At 59.0% G+C, this 16,467-nt stretch carries 10 protein-coding genes and 2 pseudogenes; 8 read left to right on the top strand and 4 right to left on the bottom strand.

The features are described 5' to 3' along the window. Positions 1-265 precede the first annotated feature (265 nt). The 3 genes from ABIB91_RS21790 to ABIB91_RS21780 all read left to right on the top strand — a co-directional run bounded on the left by ABIB91_RS21790 (position 266) and on the right by ABIB91_RS21780 (position 4,386). Positions 266-1,102, top strand: a complete 837-nt coding sequence (locus ABIB91_RS21790) for an SDR family NAD(P)-dependent oxidoreductase (protein WP_354165349.1) — start codon at positions 266-268, stop codon at positions 1,100-1,102. A 257-nt stretch (positions 1,103-1,359) separates the two neighbouring features. After that, positions 1,360-3,114, top strand: a complete 1,755-nt coding sequence (nifA, locus tag ABIB91_RS21785) for a nif-specific transcriptional activator NifA (protein WP_354165352.1) — start codon at positions 1,360-1,362, stop codon at positions 3,112-3,114. Positions 3,115-3,519: 405 nt separating this feature from the next. Beyond that, positions 3,520-4,386: an electron transfer flavoprotein subunit beta/FixA family protein gene (locus tag ABIB91_RS21780; protein WP_354165357.1), complete on the top strand. Its 867-nt coding sequence runs from the start codon at positions 3,520-3,522 to the stop codon at positions 4,384-4,386. A gap of 586 nt (positions 4,387-4,972) precedes the next feature. Here the strand turns inward: ABIB91_RS21780 and ABIB91_RS21775 are convergent. From ABIB91_RS21775 to gmd, 4 genes are all read right to left on the bottom strand, one after another. Beyond that, a complete protein-coding gene (locus ABIB91_RS21775; protein ID WP_354165360.1) occupies positions 4,973-6,322 on the bottom strand; it encodes an MFS transporter in 1,350 nt (449 codons plus the stop codon). A gap of 152 nt (positions 6,323-6,474) precedes the next feature. Then, positions 6,475-8,301, bottom strand: coding sequence for a glutamine--fructose-6-phosphate transaminase (isomerizing) (gene glmS, locus ABIB91_RS21770; RefSeq protein ID WP_354165363.1), 1,827 nt, complete (start codon positions 8,299-8,301; stop codon positions 6,475-6,477). Between the two features lie 219 nt (positions 8,302-8,520). Then, positions 8,521-9,498 carry a GDP-L-fucose synthase gene (fcl, locus tag ABIB91_RS21765; RefSeq protein WP_354165370.1) on the bottom strand — a complete coding sequence of 326 codons (978 nt, stop codon included), beginning with the start codon at positions 9,496-9,498 and terminating at the stop codon, positions 8,521-8,523. Further along, positions 9,479-10,564 carry a GDP-mannose 4,6-dehydratase gene (gmd, locus tag ABIB91_RS21760; RefSeq protein ID WP_354165377.1) on the bottom strand — a complete coding sequence of 362 codons (1,086 nt, stop codon included), beginning with the start codon at positions 10,562-10,564 and terminating at the stop codon, positions 9,479-9,481. The genes fcl and gmd overlap by 20 nt, the downstream gene beginning before the upstream one ends. A gap of 1,325 nt (positions 10,565-11,889) precedes the next feature. On the opposite strand from gmd, the gene ABIB91_RS21755 reads away from it, so the two are divergent. The 5 genes and pseudogenes from ABIB91_RS21755 (at position 11,890) to bioD (ending at position 16,448) form a co-directional block, all read left to right on the top strand. Continuing rightward, on the top strand, positions 11,890-12,078 hold the full coding sequence (locus tag ABIB91_RS21755) for a hypothetical protein (RefSeq protein ID WP_354165384.1): 189 nt from the start codon (positions 11,890-11,892) through the stop codon (positions 12,076-12,078). A 1,687-nt stretch (positions 12,079-13,765) separates the two neighbouring features. After that, positions 13,766-14,289 (top strand): annotated as a pseudogene (locus ABIB91_RS21750) (radical SAM protein); the annotation flags it as partial. Positions 14,290-14,350: 61 nt separating this feature from the next. Beyond that, positions 14,351-14,704 (top strand): aspartate 1-decarboxylase, encoded by a 354-nt coding sequence (gene panD, locus ABIB91_RS21745; RefSeq protein ID WP_354165391.1) that lies wholly within the window; start codon positions 14,351-14,353, stop codon positions 14,702-14,704. Positions 14,705-14,774: 70 nt separating this feature from the next. Next, positions 14,775-15,819: pseudogene (locus tag ABIB91_RS21740) on the top strand (aminotransferase class I/II-fold pyridoxal phosphate-dependent enzyme). Then, complete coding sequence (gene bioD / locus ABIB91_RS21735) at positions 15,816-16,448, top strand: dethiobiotin synthase (protein WP_354165398.1); 633 nt, start codon at positions 15,816-15,818, stop codon at positions 16,446-16,448. The pseudogene ABIB91_RS21740 and the gene bioD overlap by 4 nt, the downstream one beginning before the upstream one ends. Positions 16,449-16,467: the final 19 nt, after the last annotated feature.

Raw genomic sequence — 16,467 nt, 5'->3', positions numbered from 1 at the left:
CACCTGGGGAGAGCGATGTAGTCAGCTCGCGGTGTAAACGCCGGCTTCTCGACTCGAAGATCGAGCCCGCACGCATTTGTAACGCGCCCGGAAACACGGCGATGGTCCTGCCATTGCCGGGGCGTTGCCATTGTCGAAAAGCGAACAGGCGAGATGTTCGGAACCTGCCATTTGGGTCGCAAAGGTTTGCCCCATGTGCCCTGCATCGCTTTGGCCCGGATCCTGCACCAAGTCCTCAGCCGAGGGAAGCGGACGGGAGCGGCATGTGAATCTGGGTCTACTAAATGACAAAGCGGTCCCAGCTCAATCGTCGGAAACGGACTTTGGCGGTCCAATTCACGCCGATCGAGCGCGCCGCCTGCTGCGTGAGCGGAAGACGCTGGTATTGACCGGAGCATCGCGCGGCATCGGTCGTGCCACCGGAAAATTGTTTTCGCAAGCCGGTTGGCGTGTCATTTCTTGCGCGCGCCAACCCTTCGACGCGGTGCGCTGCCCATGGAATTCAGAGGGCGACAGCTATATCAAAGTCGACCTGAGCGACCATCGGACGCTGCCGCGCGTGATTGCCGAGATCAAGGAGTGCCTTGCCGGCGCACCATTGCATGGACTGGTAAACAATGCCGGAACGTCACCAAAAATGCCGAACGGTGCCCGGCTGACGTCGCTGGCGACCTCAGTCGATACCTGGATGAGCGTGTTCCACCTCAATCTGGTGGCGCCGATCCTGCTCGCCCAAGGTCTGTTCGATGAGCTAAAAGCGGCTTCAGGCTCGATCGTCAATGTGACTTCGATCGCCGGCTCGCGCGTGCATCCATTTGCAGGCACGGCATATGCGACTTCGAAAGCTGCGCTCGCTTGTCTCACGCGCGAAATGGCGCACGATTACGCCTCACATGGCATTCGCGTCAATGCGGTCGCGCCCGGAGAAATCAAGACGGACATTTTGTCGCCTGCCACGGAAGCGCATCTTGTGCCAAAGATCCCACTTCGCCGAGTGGGTACACCCGAGGAAGTCGCCAAGGTCATTTTCTTCCTATGTTCAGATGCGGCAAGTTATGTCACTGGCGCCGAAGTCCCGATCAATGGCGGACAACACTTGTGATGAACTCGCCCCTGGCGAAGCCCGGTTCATCTGGGCCATCCCGGATGGAAGTCATTTTGGCCAGGGCGAATCCGCCAGGGAGTTGAAAGATTAACGCAGCAAACCTAGTCACTGTAGGTGCTGCCGACGTGCCATGAAGAGGCGTCATCTCTCGCCCCGCCCTGAGAACCGGATGTCAGATCGAGGGGCATGCAACACGCGTCCAACAAGTCCGATCAAGATCACGGGAGGATCAAGAAAGGAACGGAGAAGTCGTTATGCTGGACAACGTTTCCCTGCGCGAAAAACTAAACTCAACCTCCGACGCGGACCCCTCCGGTTATATTGTGCCGTCGCAAGAGAAATCGCTAAGCACGATCTTTGAAATGGCGCACACGCTGACCGGCCGAGCCGAGCTCGAAGCCAAGCTGGAGAGCGTCATCGAGCGTCTGCAATCGCTCGTGCAGATGCGCCGCGGAATCGTGTGTCTCTTCGGTCATGACGACGTGCCCCAGATGATCGTAGGCGACGGTCGGGACGAAGACCGCGATTCGCGCCGCGGGGTGCGCTTGCCGCAAGGAGCAATTGATCAAATCGTGGCGTCGGGGCAGCCGCTCATCGTTGAGAACGTAGCGCTGCATTCGGCCTTCAGTTCTTCGGACGTCGAGATGCTAGATGCCGCCGGTAATACGCGTGTTGCATTCATCGGCGTTCCCATAGACATTGACGAGAAAGTTGCGGGTACGCTGAGCATTGACCGTATCGCGGACAACGGGATGCGCGCGCAGCTCGATGACGACCTCCACCTGCTGACCATGGTCGCTAGCCTTGTGGGCCAGACCGCGAAGCTGCATTCCATTGTTGAGCGCGATCGCAGGCGCCTTATGGACGAGGAGTTCCGGCTGCAGAAGCAGCTGGCCGAACCAAAGCCTCATGGGCCGGAGCGTAAGAAGGTTCAAGTCGACGGAATTATTGGCGACAGCCCGGCGCTCCGCGCGTTACTTGAGAAGGTCCAGGTGATCGCAAAATCCAACAGCACGGTTCTGCTGCGTGGCGAATCGGGTACCGGAAAAGAGCTGGTCGCGAAGGCTATTCACGAGCATTCAGCGCGGGCCAAACGCCCCTTTATCAAGCTGAATTGCGCAGCCCTGACTGAGACGGTGCTAGAATCCGAATTGTTCGGTCACGAGAAGGGGGCGTTTACGGGTGCTTTCAATGCGCGCAAGGGTCGCTTCGAGCTCGCCGACAAGGGAACGTTGTTTCTAGATGAGATCGGTGAGATCTCGGCGTCGTTCCAGGCGAAGCTCCTGCGCGTGCTTCAGGAGCAGGAATTCGAGCGGGTCGGCGGCAATCAGACGATCAAAGTCGACGTCCGCGTGATTGCAGCTACGAACAGAAATCTTGAAGAGGCGGTGGCAAGGAGGGAGTTTCGTGCCGATCTCTACTACCGCATCAGCGTGGTTCCTCTGCTACTGCCCCCGCTGCGCGAAAGACGCACTGATATTCCGCTTCTCGCCGCTCGCTTCTTGAAGAACTTCAACAATGAAAACGGACGTGCTCTGGTGTTCGATTCAAGTGCGATTGAGGTCCTCACGATTTGCGAATTTCCCGGTAATGTCCGCGAGCTCGAGAACTGCGTGCAGCGGACCGCAACCCTCGCGCAAGGATCGTCGATCGTAAGACATGATTTTGCATGCTGCCACGGGCAGTGCCTGTCGGCCATGCTATGGAAGTGTGGAGCGGAGGAAATGGCACGACAGCCGAGCCCCCATTTCTCACTGCCCGCGAGGTTGAGCATGCCGCCTCCAGAAGCTATAACAGCCGTTCAGCCGGTCAGCAGCGAGCTGACACCGCTAGGGCCACCGGGGCGACCCGCGGTGGGTGCTGCGAAACTCACCGATCGCGAGCGCGTCATCGCAGCCATGGAAAGATCCGGGTGGGTACAGGCAAAAGCGGCGCGCCTGCTTGGACTAACCCCGCGCCAGATTGGCTATGCCTTGCGAAGACACGGTATCGAGATCAAGCGCTTCTAAAGCGTCGGGCCGCTCCTCTCTCGCGCTCGTCCGACTGGGATAGGAGAGCGTGGGAAGAGGCGGTTGCCAGTTAAAATGCATGATACGAATACTAGCCTCATGCCTTGGTTGGGATACGCTCGCCGGTGAAGTGTAGGGCGTCTTCGCGTCGGCGGGCTTTGTCATCGTCTGTTTGCAACGTATTCCCCCTGAAAACTGGCTTGGCGTGAAACCGGCGCGTGATTGCTGCGGCTCCGTTGCTGCCCGTAACTCAGATCAGCTCAAGACGCGCCCATGCTCAAGCCGTCGTAGTTGCGACAACCGAGTCGCCGTCAGTCTTTGCATGCCTTCCTCATCGGCGAAATGCCTGGGGTGGTATGACATTTGCTGCTCGTCGGGAGCCGGCTCAGCATCCTAGGAGAAGTAATGCACAGCATCGTCTGCATCAAACAGGTCCCCGACTCCGCGCAAATCCGCGTGCACCCTGTTACCAATACGATCATGCGCCAGGGCGTGCCGACAATCATCAACCCATATGATCTCTTCGCACTGGAAGCTGCGCTCGACCTACGAGCTAGGTTCGGCGGCGAAATTACCGTCCTCACAATGGGGCCACCGTCGGCCGAAGAATCTCTCCGAAAGGCACTGACATTTGGTGCCGATCGCGCTGTCCTGCTCACCGATCGTAGTTTCGCGGGCTCCGATACGCTGGCGACGAGTTACGCGCTGGCGTGCGCCGTTCGCAATATCGGGAGGGAATATGGCCCGCCGGACGTCATATTCACAGGCAAGCAGACGATCGACGGCGATACGGCGCAGGTGGGGCCTGGCATCGCAAAGAGGCTCGGGGTCCAGCAGCTTACGTACGTCTCCACAATCAAAGCGTTGGACTTCAAAGCACGCACAATCGAGGCGGAACGGCGCTGCGAAGGCGGCGTCCAGGTGTTGCGTTCCAAGCTGCCGTGTCTGGTCAGCATGTTGGAGGCAACCAATCAAATTCGCCGCGGTGCAATGATAGATGCGCTGCGCGCCGCCCGTGCCACAATCGTAAAGTGGAGCGCCCAAAATGCTGGCGTGGATGACATGGCCAAATGCGGTCTGAGGGGGTCTCCGACGGTGGTCAAACGTGTTTTCGCGCCCGCCGCGCGCGCGGAGAAGGCGACGTGGGTGGAGGCGGCCGAGCAGCCGGCGCAAGCATTGATCGAGGCCATGTTCAAGCGCAACCCTATGCTTGAGGAGGAGCTCGCACAGCTCGCGCGCGGTACCTCGTCCGCACAAGCGACCGGCGCGTGAAGTCGCGGCCGATCGAGCAGAGCCAGCGATGGCCTGGGTCGTGGTCATGCATTGGCCCGTCGCTCGATTTCGCGAGGCAGCATCGACCTTTCGGCCGCTCCTCTCGAAATACATAAAAAGGGTGAACATCCGACTTGTGGATCTGAGCGCCGAGCGGCCGGTATCTGATCCACATACCAGACCTCTCGTGGTGCGAGACACCGGTTCGCTCGGGAAATTCATGCAGCCTGACGAGGTGGCCGTTCAGTTTGTGTGGCAGCCGTACAGAGTACCCCGCCGAATTCGCTGCGCGGAGCTCGCGCGAGGGATATGTCCCCTCGCGCGAGATCTGAGTGTTTCGCGTGACTGCAACGTGCGGGCATTATCATCGTGCCCTTCGACGACAGACGGAACCGGGGTTAGCTGATAATGCTCAGCCACTCCCGGTCAACATCAGCGCCAGCTCGTCCCGATACTGCCCGCGATCGCACAGGAAGAACCGTGACCGGCAGAGTCGGTCGCGCACCACCGTGAGATCACCGCAAGGGCAGTCACGCACCAAGTTCGGTGCGGTCTCGGGCCGTTAACGTCCCCGTGGGGGCGCGTGCTAATGCGTGGCAAATTGCGCGGTTACGGCCCTGTTAGACCGCTCGGGTCTCGACGGTTTCGCAACTCTTTTTGTGCTTCCTGGATAAATCGTCAGCGCGGCGATGATGCCGAGCAAAGCTGCAAACATCAGCCAAAAACCTGGCGAAGCCTTGTCGTCGGTCCGATGGATCAGCCAAGTCGATGCGAACGGCGTCAACGTGCCAAAGAGAGCTGCGGCGAGTGCGAAGGCCAAAGAAAAGCAGGTTGTGCGAACGTGCTTCGGCACGATTTCGACTAGAGCGCCCAACATGGCGCCGCTATAGGTCCCAAAGTAGAACGAGAATATCATCTCCACCACCAGCATCTTGCCAAAGCTTGGGTCGGTCACGAGCCAAGACAACGCCGGATATACGGTCACCAAGGCGAGGCCGGCAATCGTCAGCAAGATCGGCTTCCGGCCGATTTTGTCTGAAATCGCCCCGCCAATTGGGTTCCAGATGAAGTTCGTCACGGCGACCAAAAGCGTTACCAAGAGCGTGTTCCGCGACGACAGCTGCAATACGTGCTTGCCGAATGTAGGCGTGTACACCGTGACGAAATAGAAGGTCGTAGTCGTCAGCATCGCGATCATCATGCCGAGAATGACAATGCGCCAGTTCGCAACTGTGGAGGCGAAGACCTGGCGGGCCGTTGGGTGGTTCTTCATGACCAGAAACTCCGGAGTTTCCTCCAGTGTCCGGCGCAGGAAGAAAATAAGCGGAACGATCAAGCAGCCAAGGAAGAACGGGATCCGCCAGCCCCAGGAGGCAACCATTTCGGCCGGAAGTGCTTCGCTCAAAAAATATCCGATAAGAGCCGCGACAAAGATCGCAACCTGCTGGCTCGAGGACTGAAACGATGTGTAAAAACCGCGGTTGCCCGGAGTGGCAATCTCGGAGAGGTAGACGGAAACGCCGCCAACCTCAACCCCGGCAGAAAATCCCTGCAACAGCCGTCCGAACAGCACGATCACGGGTGCGGCAATGCCGATCGTCGCATAGCCGGGACAAAAGGCGATGATGATGGTGCCAATGGCCATGATCGAAAGCGTGATCATCAGGCCTTGCCGACGGCCAATCTGGTCAATATAGGCTCCAAGCACGATCGCGCCAACAGGTCGCATCAAGGCACCCAGCCAGAACACACCGAAAGTGTTAAGCAGTGAGGCCGTTTCGCTTCCTGATGGAAAGAATGCGTTTCCGATGGCACTGGCGTAGAACCCAAACAAGAAGAAGTCGAACTGCTCGAGGAAGTTGCCGCTCGTCGCACGTAAGATGGCGCCAATGCGCGATTTGGCATTTGACGCGTGCCCAATGGACGGTGGTGACATGGCGAGGTTCCTCTCGTTTGAAATGGCCGGTTCCGGAGAAAATCTCACGCCAGCCGAGTGCGTTTGATGGCCGCGAATCTGCCATCAGGGCACGATCGACCAACCTGTAAGCGCCTGACGTTTCCGGCATAATTTCGGCAATTGGCCTTGGCTCATTCGACGGTAACCGATTTCGCAAGATTTCGCGGTTGGTCGACGTCCGTGCCCATGAAGTTGGCCGTGTGATAGGCCAGGAGCTGCACCGGAATGGCATAGACAATGGGCGTAAATGTCGTCCCCATTTCCGGCAGCACGATCGTCGCGAGTGTATCCATGGACACCTCCGCGGCGCCGCAAGCGTCCGTTATCAAGATAATCTTGCCGCCGCGTGCGGCGACCTCCTGCATGTTCGAGGTGGTCTTTTCGAAGAGCCGGTCGCAAGGAGCGATGACGATGACGGGAACGCTCTCGTCGACCAAGGCGATGGGGCCGTGCTTGAGCTCTCCGGCCGCATAGCCAGCGGCGTGAATATAGGAGATTTCCTTCAGCTTCAGGGCCCCTTCCAGCGCCAGTGGAAACGAGGTGCCGCGACCAAGATATAGCACGTCACGTGATTTGGCGATGTCGCGTGCGAGCTTCTCAATCTGCGGCTCGCTGCCAAGCGCCGCTATCACTAGCCGGGGAATTTCGATCAGCGCTCGCACGAGATCGACCTCGTCGCTCTCCGACAATTCACCCCGCGCCTTGCCGGCAGCGACCGCAAGCGCCGCCAGGACGACAAGCTGGCATGTGAACGCCTTGGTCGAGGCAACGCCGATTTCAGGTCCGGCGAGTGTCTGCAACACGGTCCCGCTTTCGCGCGCAATGGTCGAACTCAGAACGTTCACGATCGAGAGCGTATGCAGGCCTTGCGATTTGGCATAGCGGAGCGCGGCCAGCGTATCGGCCGTCTCGCCGGACTGCGAGATGAAGATAGCAAGATCTCCCTTGCGCATCGGTGCCTCACGATAGCGAAATTCGGAGGCGACATCGAGCTCGACCGGAATACGAGCCAGCCGCTCGAACCAGTATTTGGCGATATGGCCGGCATAGCCTGCCGTACCGCAAGCCGTGATCGAGATATGTCCGATCTCGTTGAAATCAAACGGAAGCTCCTGCGGCAGCGCCACGCTCTCGGTGGCGATATCGACGTAATGCGCCAGCGTCTGCCCGATCACCTCTGGCTGTTCGTGGATTTCCTTGGCCATGAAGTGGCGGTAGTTTGCTTTGTCGACGAGAACCGACGACGCGCCAGATTTCACCACCTCGCGGCGGGCGACCGCGCCTTGTGCGTCGTAAACCACGCTGAAGTTGCGGTTGAGCACGGCCCAATCGCCGTCCTCAAGATAGGTGATCAAGTCGGTAAGGGGCGCAAGCGCGATAGCATCCGATCCGAGATACATTTCGCCTTCGCCATGGCCGATCGCAAGCGGTGAGCCCTTCCGGGCGCCGATCATGAGGTCGTGTTGACCCTTGAACAGGATTGCAAGCGCAAACGCGCCCACTAGCCTCGGCAGCGACGCTTTTACCGCGTCCTGCGGTGAGCAGCCTTTTTTCAGATGAGAGTCGATAAGATGCGCCACCACCTCGGTGTCTGTTTCAGAAGCGAAACAGGCGCCATACTGTTTCAGCTCCGCGCGCAGCTCGCGAAAATTCTCGATAATGCCGTTATGGACCACTGCAACATTGTCCGTTGCATGCGGATGAGCATTGTGCTCGGTCGGCTTGCCATGAGTAGCCCAGCGCGTATGCCCGATCCCGACATGGCCTGAGAGCGGATGGCAGCGAACGCGTGCCTCAAGGTTCCTCAGCTTGCCCTCGGCGCGCCGAAGCTCGATATGATCTCCCTTGAGCGTTCCAATGCCTGCTGAGTCGTAGCCGCGATATTCCAGTCGCTTAAGTGAATCGATGAGTCGATCCGCGACCGGACCGCGCCCCAAGATGCCGACAATTCCGCACATGCTAATCAGTTTACCTCGAGTTCAAAACAAAGCGTCCCGCAAGGCTCGCCTAACCAATTCGCTCGCCATAGCTATCGGCCAGTCTAGCCCGTGCCTGCCCTCCATCGGGCACGCGTCACCCGGCGGTACGCGAGTTCCAAGCAACACCGGAGCCCGGTCGAATTCGCCGGAAGATCCTAAAGCAACTTTCTGAAACCGAAAAATGAGCGCCATCAGCGGCTAGCAGCTGCATGTTTCTCTCCTTTTGTCCGATGTAGCCGGTGCCGCCAAGAAGGCCTGGTAGGCCTGCCGCATTCCATGTGTAAGCCATGTCCTCGCGCGCCAGCCGAGGCTCGCGAGACGGCTGACGTCGAGCAGCTTGCGCGGCGTGCCGTCGGGCCGGGAGGTATCGAAACTGATTTCCCCGATGTAGCCGACGACTTCGGCGACGATGCGGGCAAACTCCTCAATGGTGATGTCCTCGCCGGTGCCGATGTTGATCAGCTCCGCGCTCGAATAGGTCTTCATCAAATGCACGCATGCATCGGCCATGTCGTCGACATAGAGGAACTCGCGCCGCGGCGTGCCGGTGCCCCAAACTACGACGCTTTTTGCGCCCGAAACCTTGGCCTCATGGAAGCGCCGGATCAGGGCCGCGACCACGTGGCTCATTTCGGGGTGATAATTGTCGCCGGGCCCGTAAAGATTGGTCGGCATGACGCTGATGAAGTCGCACCCGTACTGTCTACGATAGGCCTCCGCCATCTTGATTCCGGCGATTTTTGCAATTGCATAAGGCTCGTTGGTCGGCTCCAGCGGGCCGGTCAGCACGAAGTCCTCGCTTAGCGGTTGGGCGGCCAGCTTCGGATAGATGCAGGACGAGCCGAGGAACATCAGCTTCTCGGCACCGTTTTGATGCGCGGCATGGATCACATTGGCCGCGATCGCGATGTTCTCGTAAATGAACTCGGCGCGCAGCGTCGCGTTGGCGACGATGCCGCCGACTTTTGCAGCGGCAAGGAACACGACTTGCGGCCGCGTCCTCGCAAACCAGTTGACCACGGCGGCCTGGTTGCAGAGATCGACCTCGCTCCGGTCAACCGTCAAGAGCTTCACATCCTCTCGCGCGAGCCGGCGTACTAGCGCGCTGCCGACCATGCCGCGATGGCCGGCGATGTAGACGCTCTTGCCGTTGAGCTCAAACGGTACGTTTGCCATTGGCCCCATTCCGTTTTGCCTCCGCCAGATCGCTCGCCACCATCTCGGCGACGAGTTCCGCAAAACTCCGCTTCGGTGTCCAGTCGAGCACCTCGCGCGCCTTGGTGGCATCGCCGACGAGGAGATCGACCTCGCTTGGGCGAAAGTAAGTGGGATCGATCTTCACCACCGTCTTGCCGCTCTTGGCATCGATTCCGGTCTCGTCGACGCCTTGGCCCCGCCATTCGATGCGGCGGCCGACTTGCGCGAACGACAGCTCGACCATCTCTCGCACCGAGTGCATCTCGCCGGTGGCGAGCACGAAATCATCGGGTTTGTCGGCCTGCAGGATCTTGTGCATGCCCTCGACATAGTCGCGCGCGTGGCCCCAGTCCCGCTTGGCGGAGAGATTGCCGAGATAGAGCGTCTGTTCGAGGCCGACCTCGATGCGGGCGACAGCGCGCGTGATCTTGCGGGTGACGAAGGTCTCGCCGCGGATCGGGCTCTCGTGGTTGAACAGGATGCCGTTGGAGGCAAACATGCCGTAGGCCTCGCGGTAGTTCACCGTAATCCAGTAGCCATAGAGCTTTGCCACGCCGTAAGGCGAGCGCGGATAGAACGGCGTGGTCTCCTTCTGCGGGATCTCCTGCACGAGGCCGTAAAGCTCGGAGGTCGAGGCCTGGTAGAACCGCGTCTCCTTCTCCATGCCGAGGACGCGAATCGCCTCCAGCAGGCGCAGCACGCCGATGCCGTCGGCGTTGGCGGTGTATTCGGGGCTTTCGAAGCTGACGGCGACGTGGCTTTGGGCCGCGAGATTGTAGATCTCGGTCGGCCGGATTTGCTGCACGAGGCGGATCAGATTGGTCGAATCCGTCATGTCGCCGTAGTGCATCAGGAACGGCACCTTGCCGACATGCGGGTCTTGGTAGAGATGATCGACCCGCGCGGTGTTGAACGAGGACGAGCGCCGCTTGATGCCGTGCACGACATAGCCGAGCGACAGCAGGTATTCAGCGAGATAGGCCCCGTCCTGGCCGGTCACGCCGGTGATAAGAGCGACCGGCCGTTTGCTCGCTTGGTTTGACAAATCGTTTCTCTGCGCATGTTAATGTCGTCCCGCGATCGACGACCTTTAATCGCGTCGGCCTCCGATGCGGAAGGGTCACGCTCAAGAAGCACCGAATTCTGGACGTGTATAGACATTGCATCGATCGCTCAACTGTACGGAGGTAAACGTTCCACATCGAAACGGTTTTGAAGGACTATACGAAAGTTTGTAATCCGGCGGATTTCGGTCGACTTCGTCGGGCGTCGCTCCACTGCTTGGGTGCGACCAGTGGAATAGCGACGCGGCCAGGTGGCAAGCGACCCGTCGGGACCGAGAAGCCGTTCCACTGTCTCTGCTTGCTCAACTCGCGCGGCGAGCCGGGCCATAGGATGGCCGCCTCGGACATGCGACCTGTTCGAAAGGGCCGATCGCTGGGCGCCGAATGAGGCAGGCATGCAGTCGGGCTGCTTGAGCGCTCGATGCGTATAATGAGGAGGGGTTGGTAATCCTAAGGCCTGAACCCTCCTGAGATTGCTCAGCAAGCTCTGAGCCAGCTCATAATCCGACCAGCATTCGTACGATGGCCCAATCATTGCAGCCAGGCATGACGAAGTTGTCGCGATAGGAGATGCGTACCAAACACTGTGCCAACGTGTATGCCTACAGCTGCTCCGTTTCGGGGCGAGCAAGCCATTTACAGGTTCGCGGGAGGCGGATCACAACCAGCTGCATGGCCTCCAACTTCCATTCCACTCTGAGCAGCGAAGCGCTGATCTCCGGAAGGCGACCTCCACCATGAGCAATATCTCAAATCGGCAATCACCACGAGGCGATGCTGCTCCGATCTTAGCATCCGGTTCTCCTGCACTCCCCGTTTCATCGCGAGATCTTGCAATGATTCGCCGAGACGACTTCACTGAGGCGTTTCAAGGCATCGCGGGCGTTTTGCAATCTGAGCTCAAAATGACACATTCTCAATTGGTCGCCCGGACGCTGTTGTACGGCCAGGCGCGGTCGCCAGCTGCATTGAAGACCTTACAATCTGACGCTACGTCCGATTCAACCCTTATGTCGAGACTCGCGCATTTGGCACGCGATCTGACGCGGACCACTAACGAGTCCAATCTGCACTGTCATTTTGTGTTGGCGTGGTGTTTCCAGGCGGGCGTTCTCGACCAAGAAGACCGCAGTCAAGCTTACTCGACGCGCTTGCGTCTACTACGAGTCGTTTGTCGCATCTCAGACATTGACAGAGCGGGCGGCAGATGACGGCAAATGAGGTGCTTTTGCGCAAGCCAACCTACGGGATCCTACGTAGGGCATGTGTCGCATTCTCTTGATCTAAAAATTGCATCGTCTTTTGCATGAAGCAGAAGAAGCCATTCTCCGACGCCAAACATTGGCGAGGCCGTGCGGAAGCGACGCGAGTAAAAGCGGAGTCGCTCAAGGACGACACATCCAGACGCAGGCTCCTCAGGATCGCCAAGGAATATGATAAGCTGGCTCGCCGCGCGGAGAAGCGGCAAAGAAGTGCGGTTGACGGGCAGTTCTGATCCCCGCCGGAGCGAACGGTTGCATCGAAGGTCAAGGCGTTGTGATCGCAGCGCAAGCCTCGGCCGTCGCACGACTCTAGGGCAAACGCCCTGATCTGTAACGCCAATGAGCGAGGCTGCTCAAAAGTGCGGTCAGCGCGTCCGAGCCTCTGGCCGCGAATCGCTTGTGAGTCAGGGTGGCCGGCCACTTAGATGACGCGTTGACGGTGGCTCAGGCGTCAAGCTGGCTAACCGCTGGACATGGGAAGGCATGAGATGAAAGCCCACCGTCTGATCGTCGCAAGAGCGAAATTACAAGCCTCTCGCTCGACGAACTGGCGAAGCATTTGGCGTCGCTTTGCATCATTTGCTGAAACTGGCGACGTGTCTTTGGGTGACAAAGTAACCGGTTCACCGGATCAGGCCACGCGAATTGGCTTCCGCCACCATTTTGGGCGTGAGGCGTTTCAGTCGAGCTCTGGGGTCTTGGACCAAACACACGGATAGCTCAACGCCATAACGTTGCGGCTTATTAAGGCGAAGCGGCGAGCAGAAACTCCTGCTGGCTGGCTTGCGTAGCCAAACCATCGGAGATGTCTGCGCGGATCGTCTGCATGAGGCAAGTTCGCAACGAAGTCACGCATGACGAGAAGATCCAAGCGAAAATCATATCGAAAGACCTACCACAAAGAGCTGTCCGGTGGACGATTCCTGAGGGAACCGATGTTCGTCATCCAGATAAGTTCGGTGCAGATGATCAGGAGTAATTGGGACTGCCCACGCCGGGGTAGCAACCGCTCGATATATCAATCAGAGGACACGAGCGGTGCCGGCGTCAACTCTATCGGCGGAAGCAAGGAGGAACGCGTGAGGAAGCAAATTGTAGAAAGACTCGAGGCAGGGCGCGTCGGCGGTGGCCGATTCGCTACCGAACCAGGATCTGGTCCTTCCGCTCACTTCTTCCTGCAGGGGCCTTGTGGCTGCCGCCTCAAGATCATCGGCTTCGTTCGTCCGGGATGGGAGCATGTCTCGGTGTCGGCGCGACGCCATCTCCAAGCTGGGACGAAATGTCCCTCGTCAAAGACCTGTTTGGGACGGCGCGGCGAAATCCGTTATGAGATCGCACTCATCTGCGCAAACAGATTTGCCGCTTGAGACGGCCGGAGCCCGACGGTGTTTAAGTCGAGCGGCGGCAAAGTACTTTGCTGCTCCTACAGGCGGGGAGCACACCGTCGATGGAGCCTAGGTGACCTAATGGTGCACAGGCCCGCCAACGGCGTGCGGGTCACCACTCTGCGCCCAGAGCCCAACCCGCTGCTCCAGGCGGCGGGAGGCAACGCTCACACAAGTGGCTCGTCCGAACACCGTTTATTGTGCGGAATGCGACGTGCGTAACCACACCAGCGAGGAATCGTCCGGGGACGAATAGAGCAGGTCCGTGAATCCGTTATATATGGCGCGCGGCCAAACACATTAATATTAGGAAAGGATCCTATGGAGCGCAACCACGGTACGCATCGGCTAGTTGCCTGAGTGAGAGGCGCTGAGCAGTGTTGTTGCGCGTTCCTCGATGGTGCGAGGGAATCCTGCGTGAGAGGCGGCTATGAGCCTGATATGAGCGCCATCCCGGCGAAACTCGGCGACAATTCTCGTTTGATACCGGGCAAGAGTGTTGCTTTGCAGAGCTACGCACGATGGTGTCGACTATATGATTGAGCGAAAGTCTTGGGGGGCTGAGGAAGTCGAAGGCAATCGCGGCCGCAACGGCGCGCCGGTCGGCCGCGACTGGGAACGTGCCGAGGCGGGGGAGCTCTACGCGCTGCCACTTGCCGACCTCCTATTTCACGGCCAGCACGTTCATCGCGACAATTTTGGTCCAAACCACGTCGAAACCGCAAGCTCGCTCAGGGTCAAGACCGACGGTTGTTCTGAAGACTGCGCCTACTGCGCACAGGGCGTGCATTACGACACTGGCCTGAAGGCGACTCGCTTGATGGATCGCGCGGATGTGGTCGCCGCCGCGCAGCACGCCAAGGCCGCCGGGCGACTCGCTTCTGCATGGCCGCGGCCTGGCGCAGTCCAAAGGACCGCGATCTCGATCAGGTCTGCGGCGCGATTGACGCCATTAAACGTGTTGTCATGAAGACGTGCGTAACGCTCGGCATGCTCACGCCAAACCAAGCCGCACGGCTCGCCGACGCCGGCCTCGACTTTTACAATCACAACGTGGACTTCGCTTGGCTTTGTCAAACCGATAGAGGTGCTGCGCGCAAGCGATCAGCGTAGGTGAAAAATGCAAATTGTCTTGATGAAGGGAACGATTCATTGCGCCTCGGTAACTGAAGCCGACCTGCACTATGAAGGCTCGATCTCGATTGATCGCGGGCTCCTGGACGCGGCCGGTATCCTGATCAACGAACGCGTCGAACTCTACAATCTTGAGACGGGGGCACGCTTTGCAACGTTTGTGACAGAAGCGCCACAAGGATCCGGCACCGTAGACGTGAACGGTGCGGCGGCCCGACTGGCGATGCCCGGAGATAAGATAAGTATCGTCGCATACGCGTCATTTGACGAGGAGGATGCAAAAATCTTCAGGCCGCGCATCGTGCTGGTTGATCGAGAAAATCGCATCCTGCCGGTTTGAATTCAAACGGTCCGATTTTTCGCCGCCAGTTGAAGTTTTGCGGCGTCCATCGTTGCTCAGCGAGTGAAGAATGAGTTCCGTCATTGCCGCTAAATCGGCCAGCTATGTGGCAGGCTTGGATGCGCTTAAAGAAGACGATCGCCTGCGCGGTGTCATGCCGCGCATCGGGACCGACTTTTCATCAAGCGATTATCTGGCCCTGGCAAGCGTGCCGCGCATGGAAAAGGCCATTCTGACCGCCCAGGAAGCCGGTGCTCCGATCGGAGCCAGCGGACCACGGCTTCTGCGCGGTAACTGCGAGGAGCAGGAATGCCTCCAGACAGAAGCCGCGCGGCTCTTCGGGGCGCAGACCGCGCTCTTCATCGGCGGTGGCTATTTCGCAAGTTTTCCAGTGCTGACAATGCTGCCGCAACGGCACGGTCTGCTTGTCCTTGAGTCTCTGGTTCACGCCAGTACTCATGAAGGGGCGCGAGCTGGCCGAGCCGCTTTCAGAATCTGCGCACATAACTATCCGCAGGCTATTGAGAGCGAAACGCGCGACTGGCGTGCCGCGGGCGGAGCGGGGCAGGTCTGGATCGTAGTCGCGAGCCTTTACAGCGTGGATAGCGATTTACCACCGCTTGAAGAGTTGCTCACGATCGCGGACCGACACGATGCGTTCTTGGTTGTGGGCGAGGTGCATGCCACCGGTGTTTGCGGCGAGAAGGGACGAGGGCTCACAGCGCCCAATGAAGGACGCGAGAATCTCCTCGTTGTTCATGCCTGCGGTAAGGCGCTGCGAGCTGCCGGCGCACTTGTCACCGCCTCCGGCGTGCTGCGCGACTTCATAATCAATTTCTGTTGCCCGTTTGTTTTCGCGACCGCCCCTTCGTTAATAGCGTTGGCCGTACGCGAGGCTCTGTTGATCCTGCAGGAGGAGGCGGAGCGCCAACAGCACCTGGCGAAGCTTGTCGCGTTCACGCATCTGGAGATGGTGGCGCGAGGCGAGAAGAGACCTGCGAACTCGCAGATCCCGCCCTATATGGTAATTTTGCTGACGCTCAACGTCGAAGAGCATGAGGTTACGTGCGATGCTCGATGCGCTCACTGAGGAGACGAGGGGCGGGTCCCGATGAGTCAGCGGATCGTGGTGACCGGCACAGATACTGGGATCGGAAAAACTGTCTTTTCGGCAGGCCTTGCCCATCTGCTCGGCGCGAATTATTGGAAACCAATTCAGGCCGGTCTTAAAGAAGAGACCGACAGCCAGCTGGTCGCCCGACTGGGCGGTCTGTCGACCGATCGGATCATTCCGGAGCGTTACCGTCTTAGAACGCCCGCTTCCCCGCATCATTCCGCCGAAATAGACGCAATTCGCATCGATCCCGATTCGCTCGTGGTGCCGGATGCCGGGGAGCGACCTCTCATCATCGAAGGCGTCGGCGGGCTGATGGTGCCGCTGCATTCCAGCGCACTTTACATCGACGTCTTCGAGCGGTGGCGGCTTCCCGTCGTGCTTTGCGCCCGCACGCAACTCAGGACCATCAATCACTCTCTGCTGTCGATAGAGGCCTTGCGAAAGCGCCAGATCGAACTTCTTGGGATCGCATTCATCGGGGAAAGAAATTCTGAAACTGAGAGCGCAATTTGTGAAATCACGCGGGTGCGTTGGTTAGGACGGCTTCCCTGGATTTCTCCTCTGACAGCAGACAACCTGCAGGCTGTCTTCAAGGGCTCGTTTATCCCCGGCGATTTCGGGCCTTGATGCCAAACAAGAGGTGACC

The organism is Bradyrhizobium sp. JR4.3, assembly GCF_040547695.1.
GTDB lineage: Bacteria > Pseudomonadota > Alphaproteobacteria > Rhizobiales > Xanthobacteraceae > Bradyrhizobium > Bradyrhizobium canariense.
Note: the sequence above shows the minus strand (reverse complement) of the source record. Positions and strands in the feature narration are given on the sequence as shown.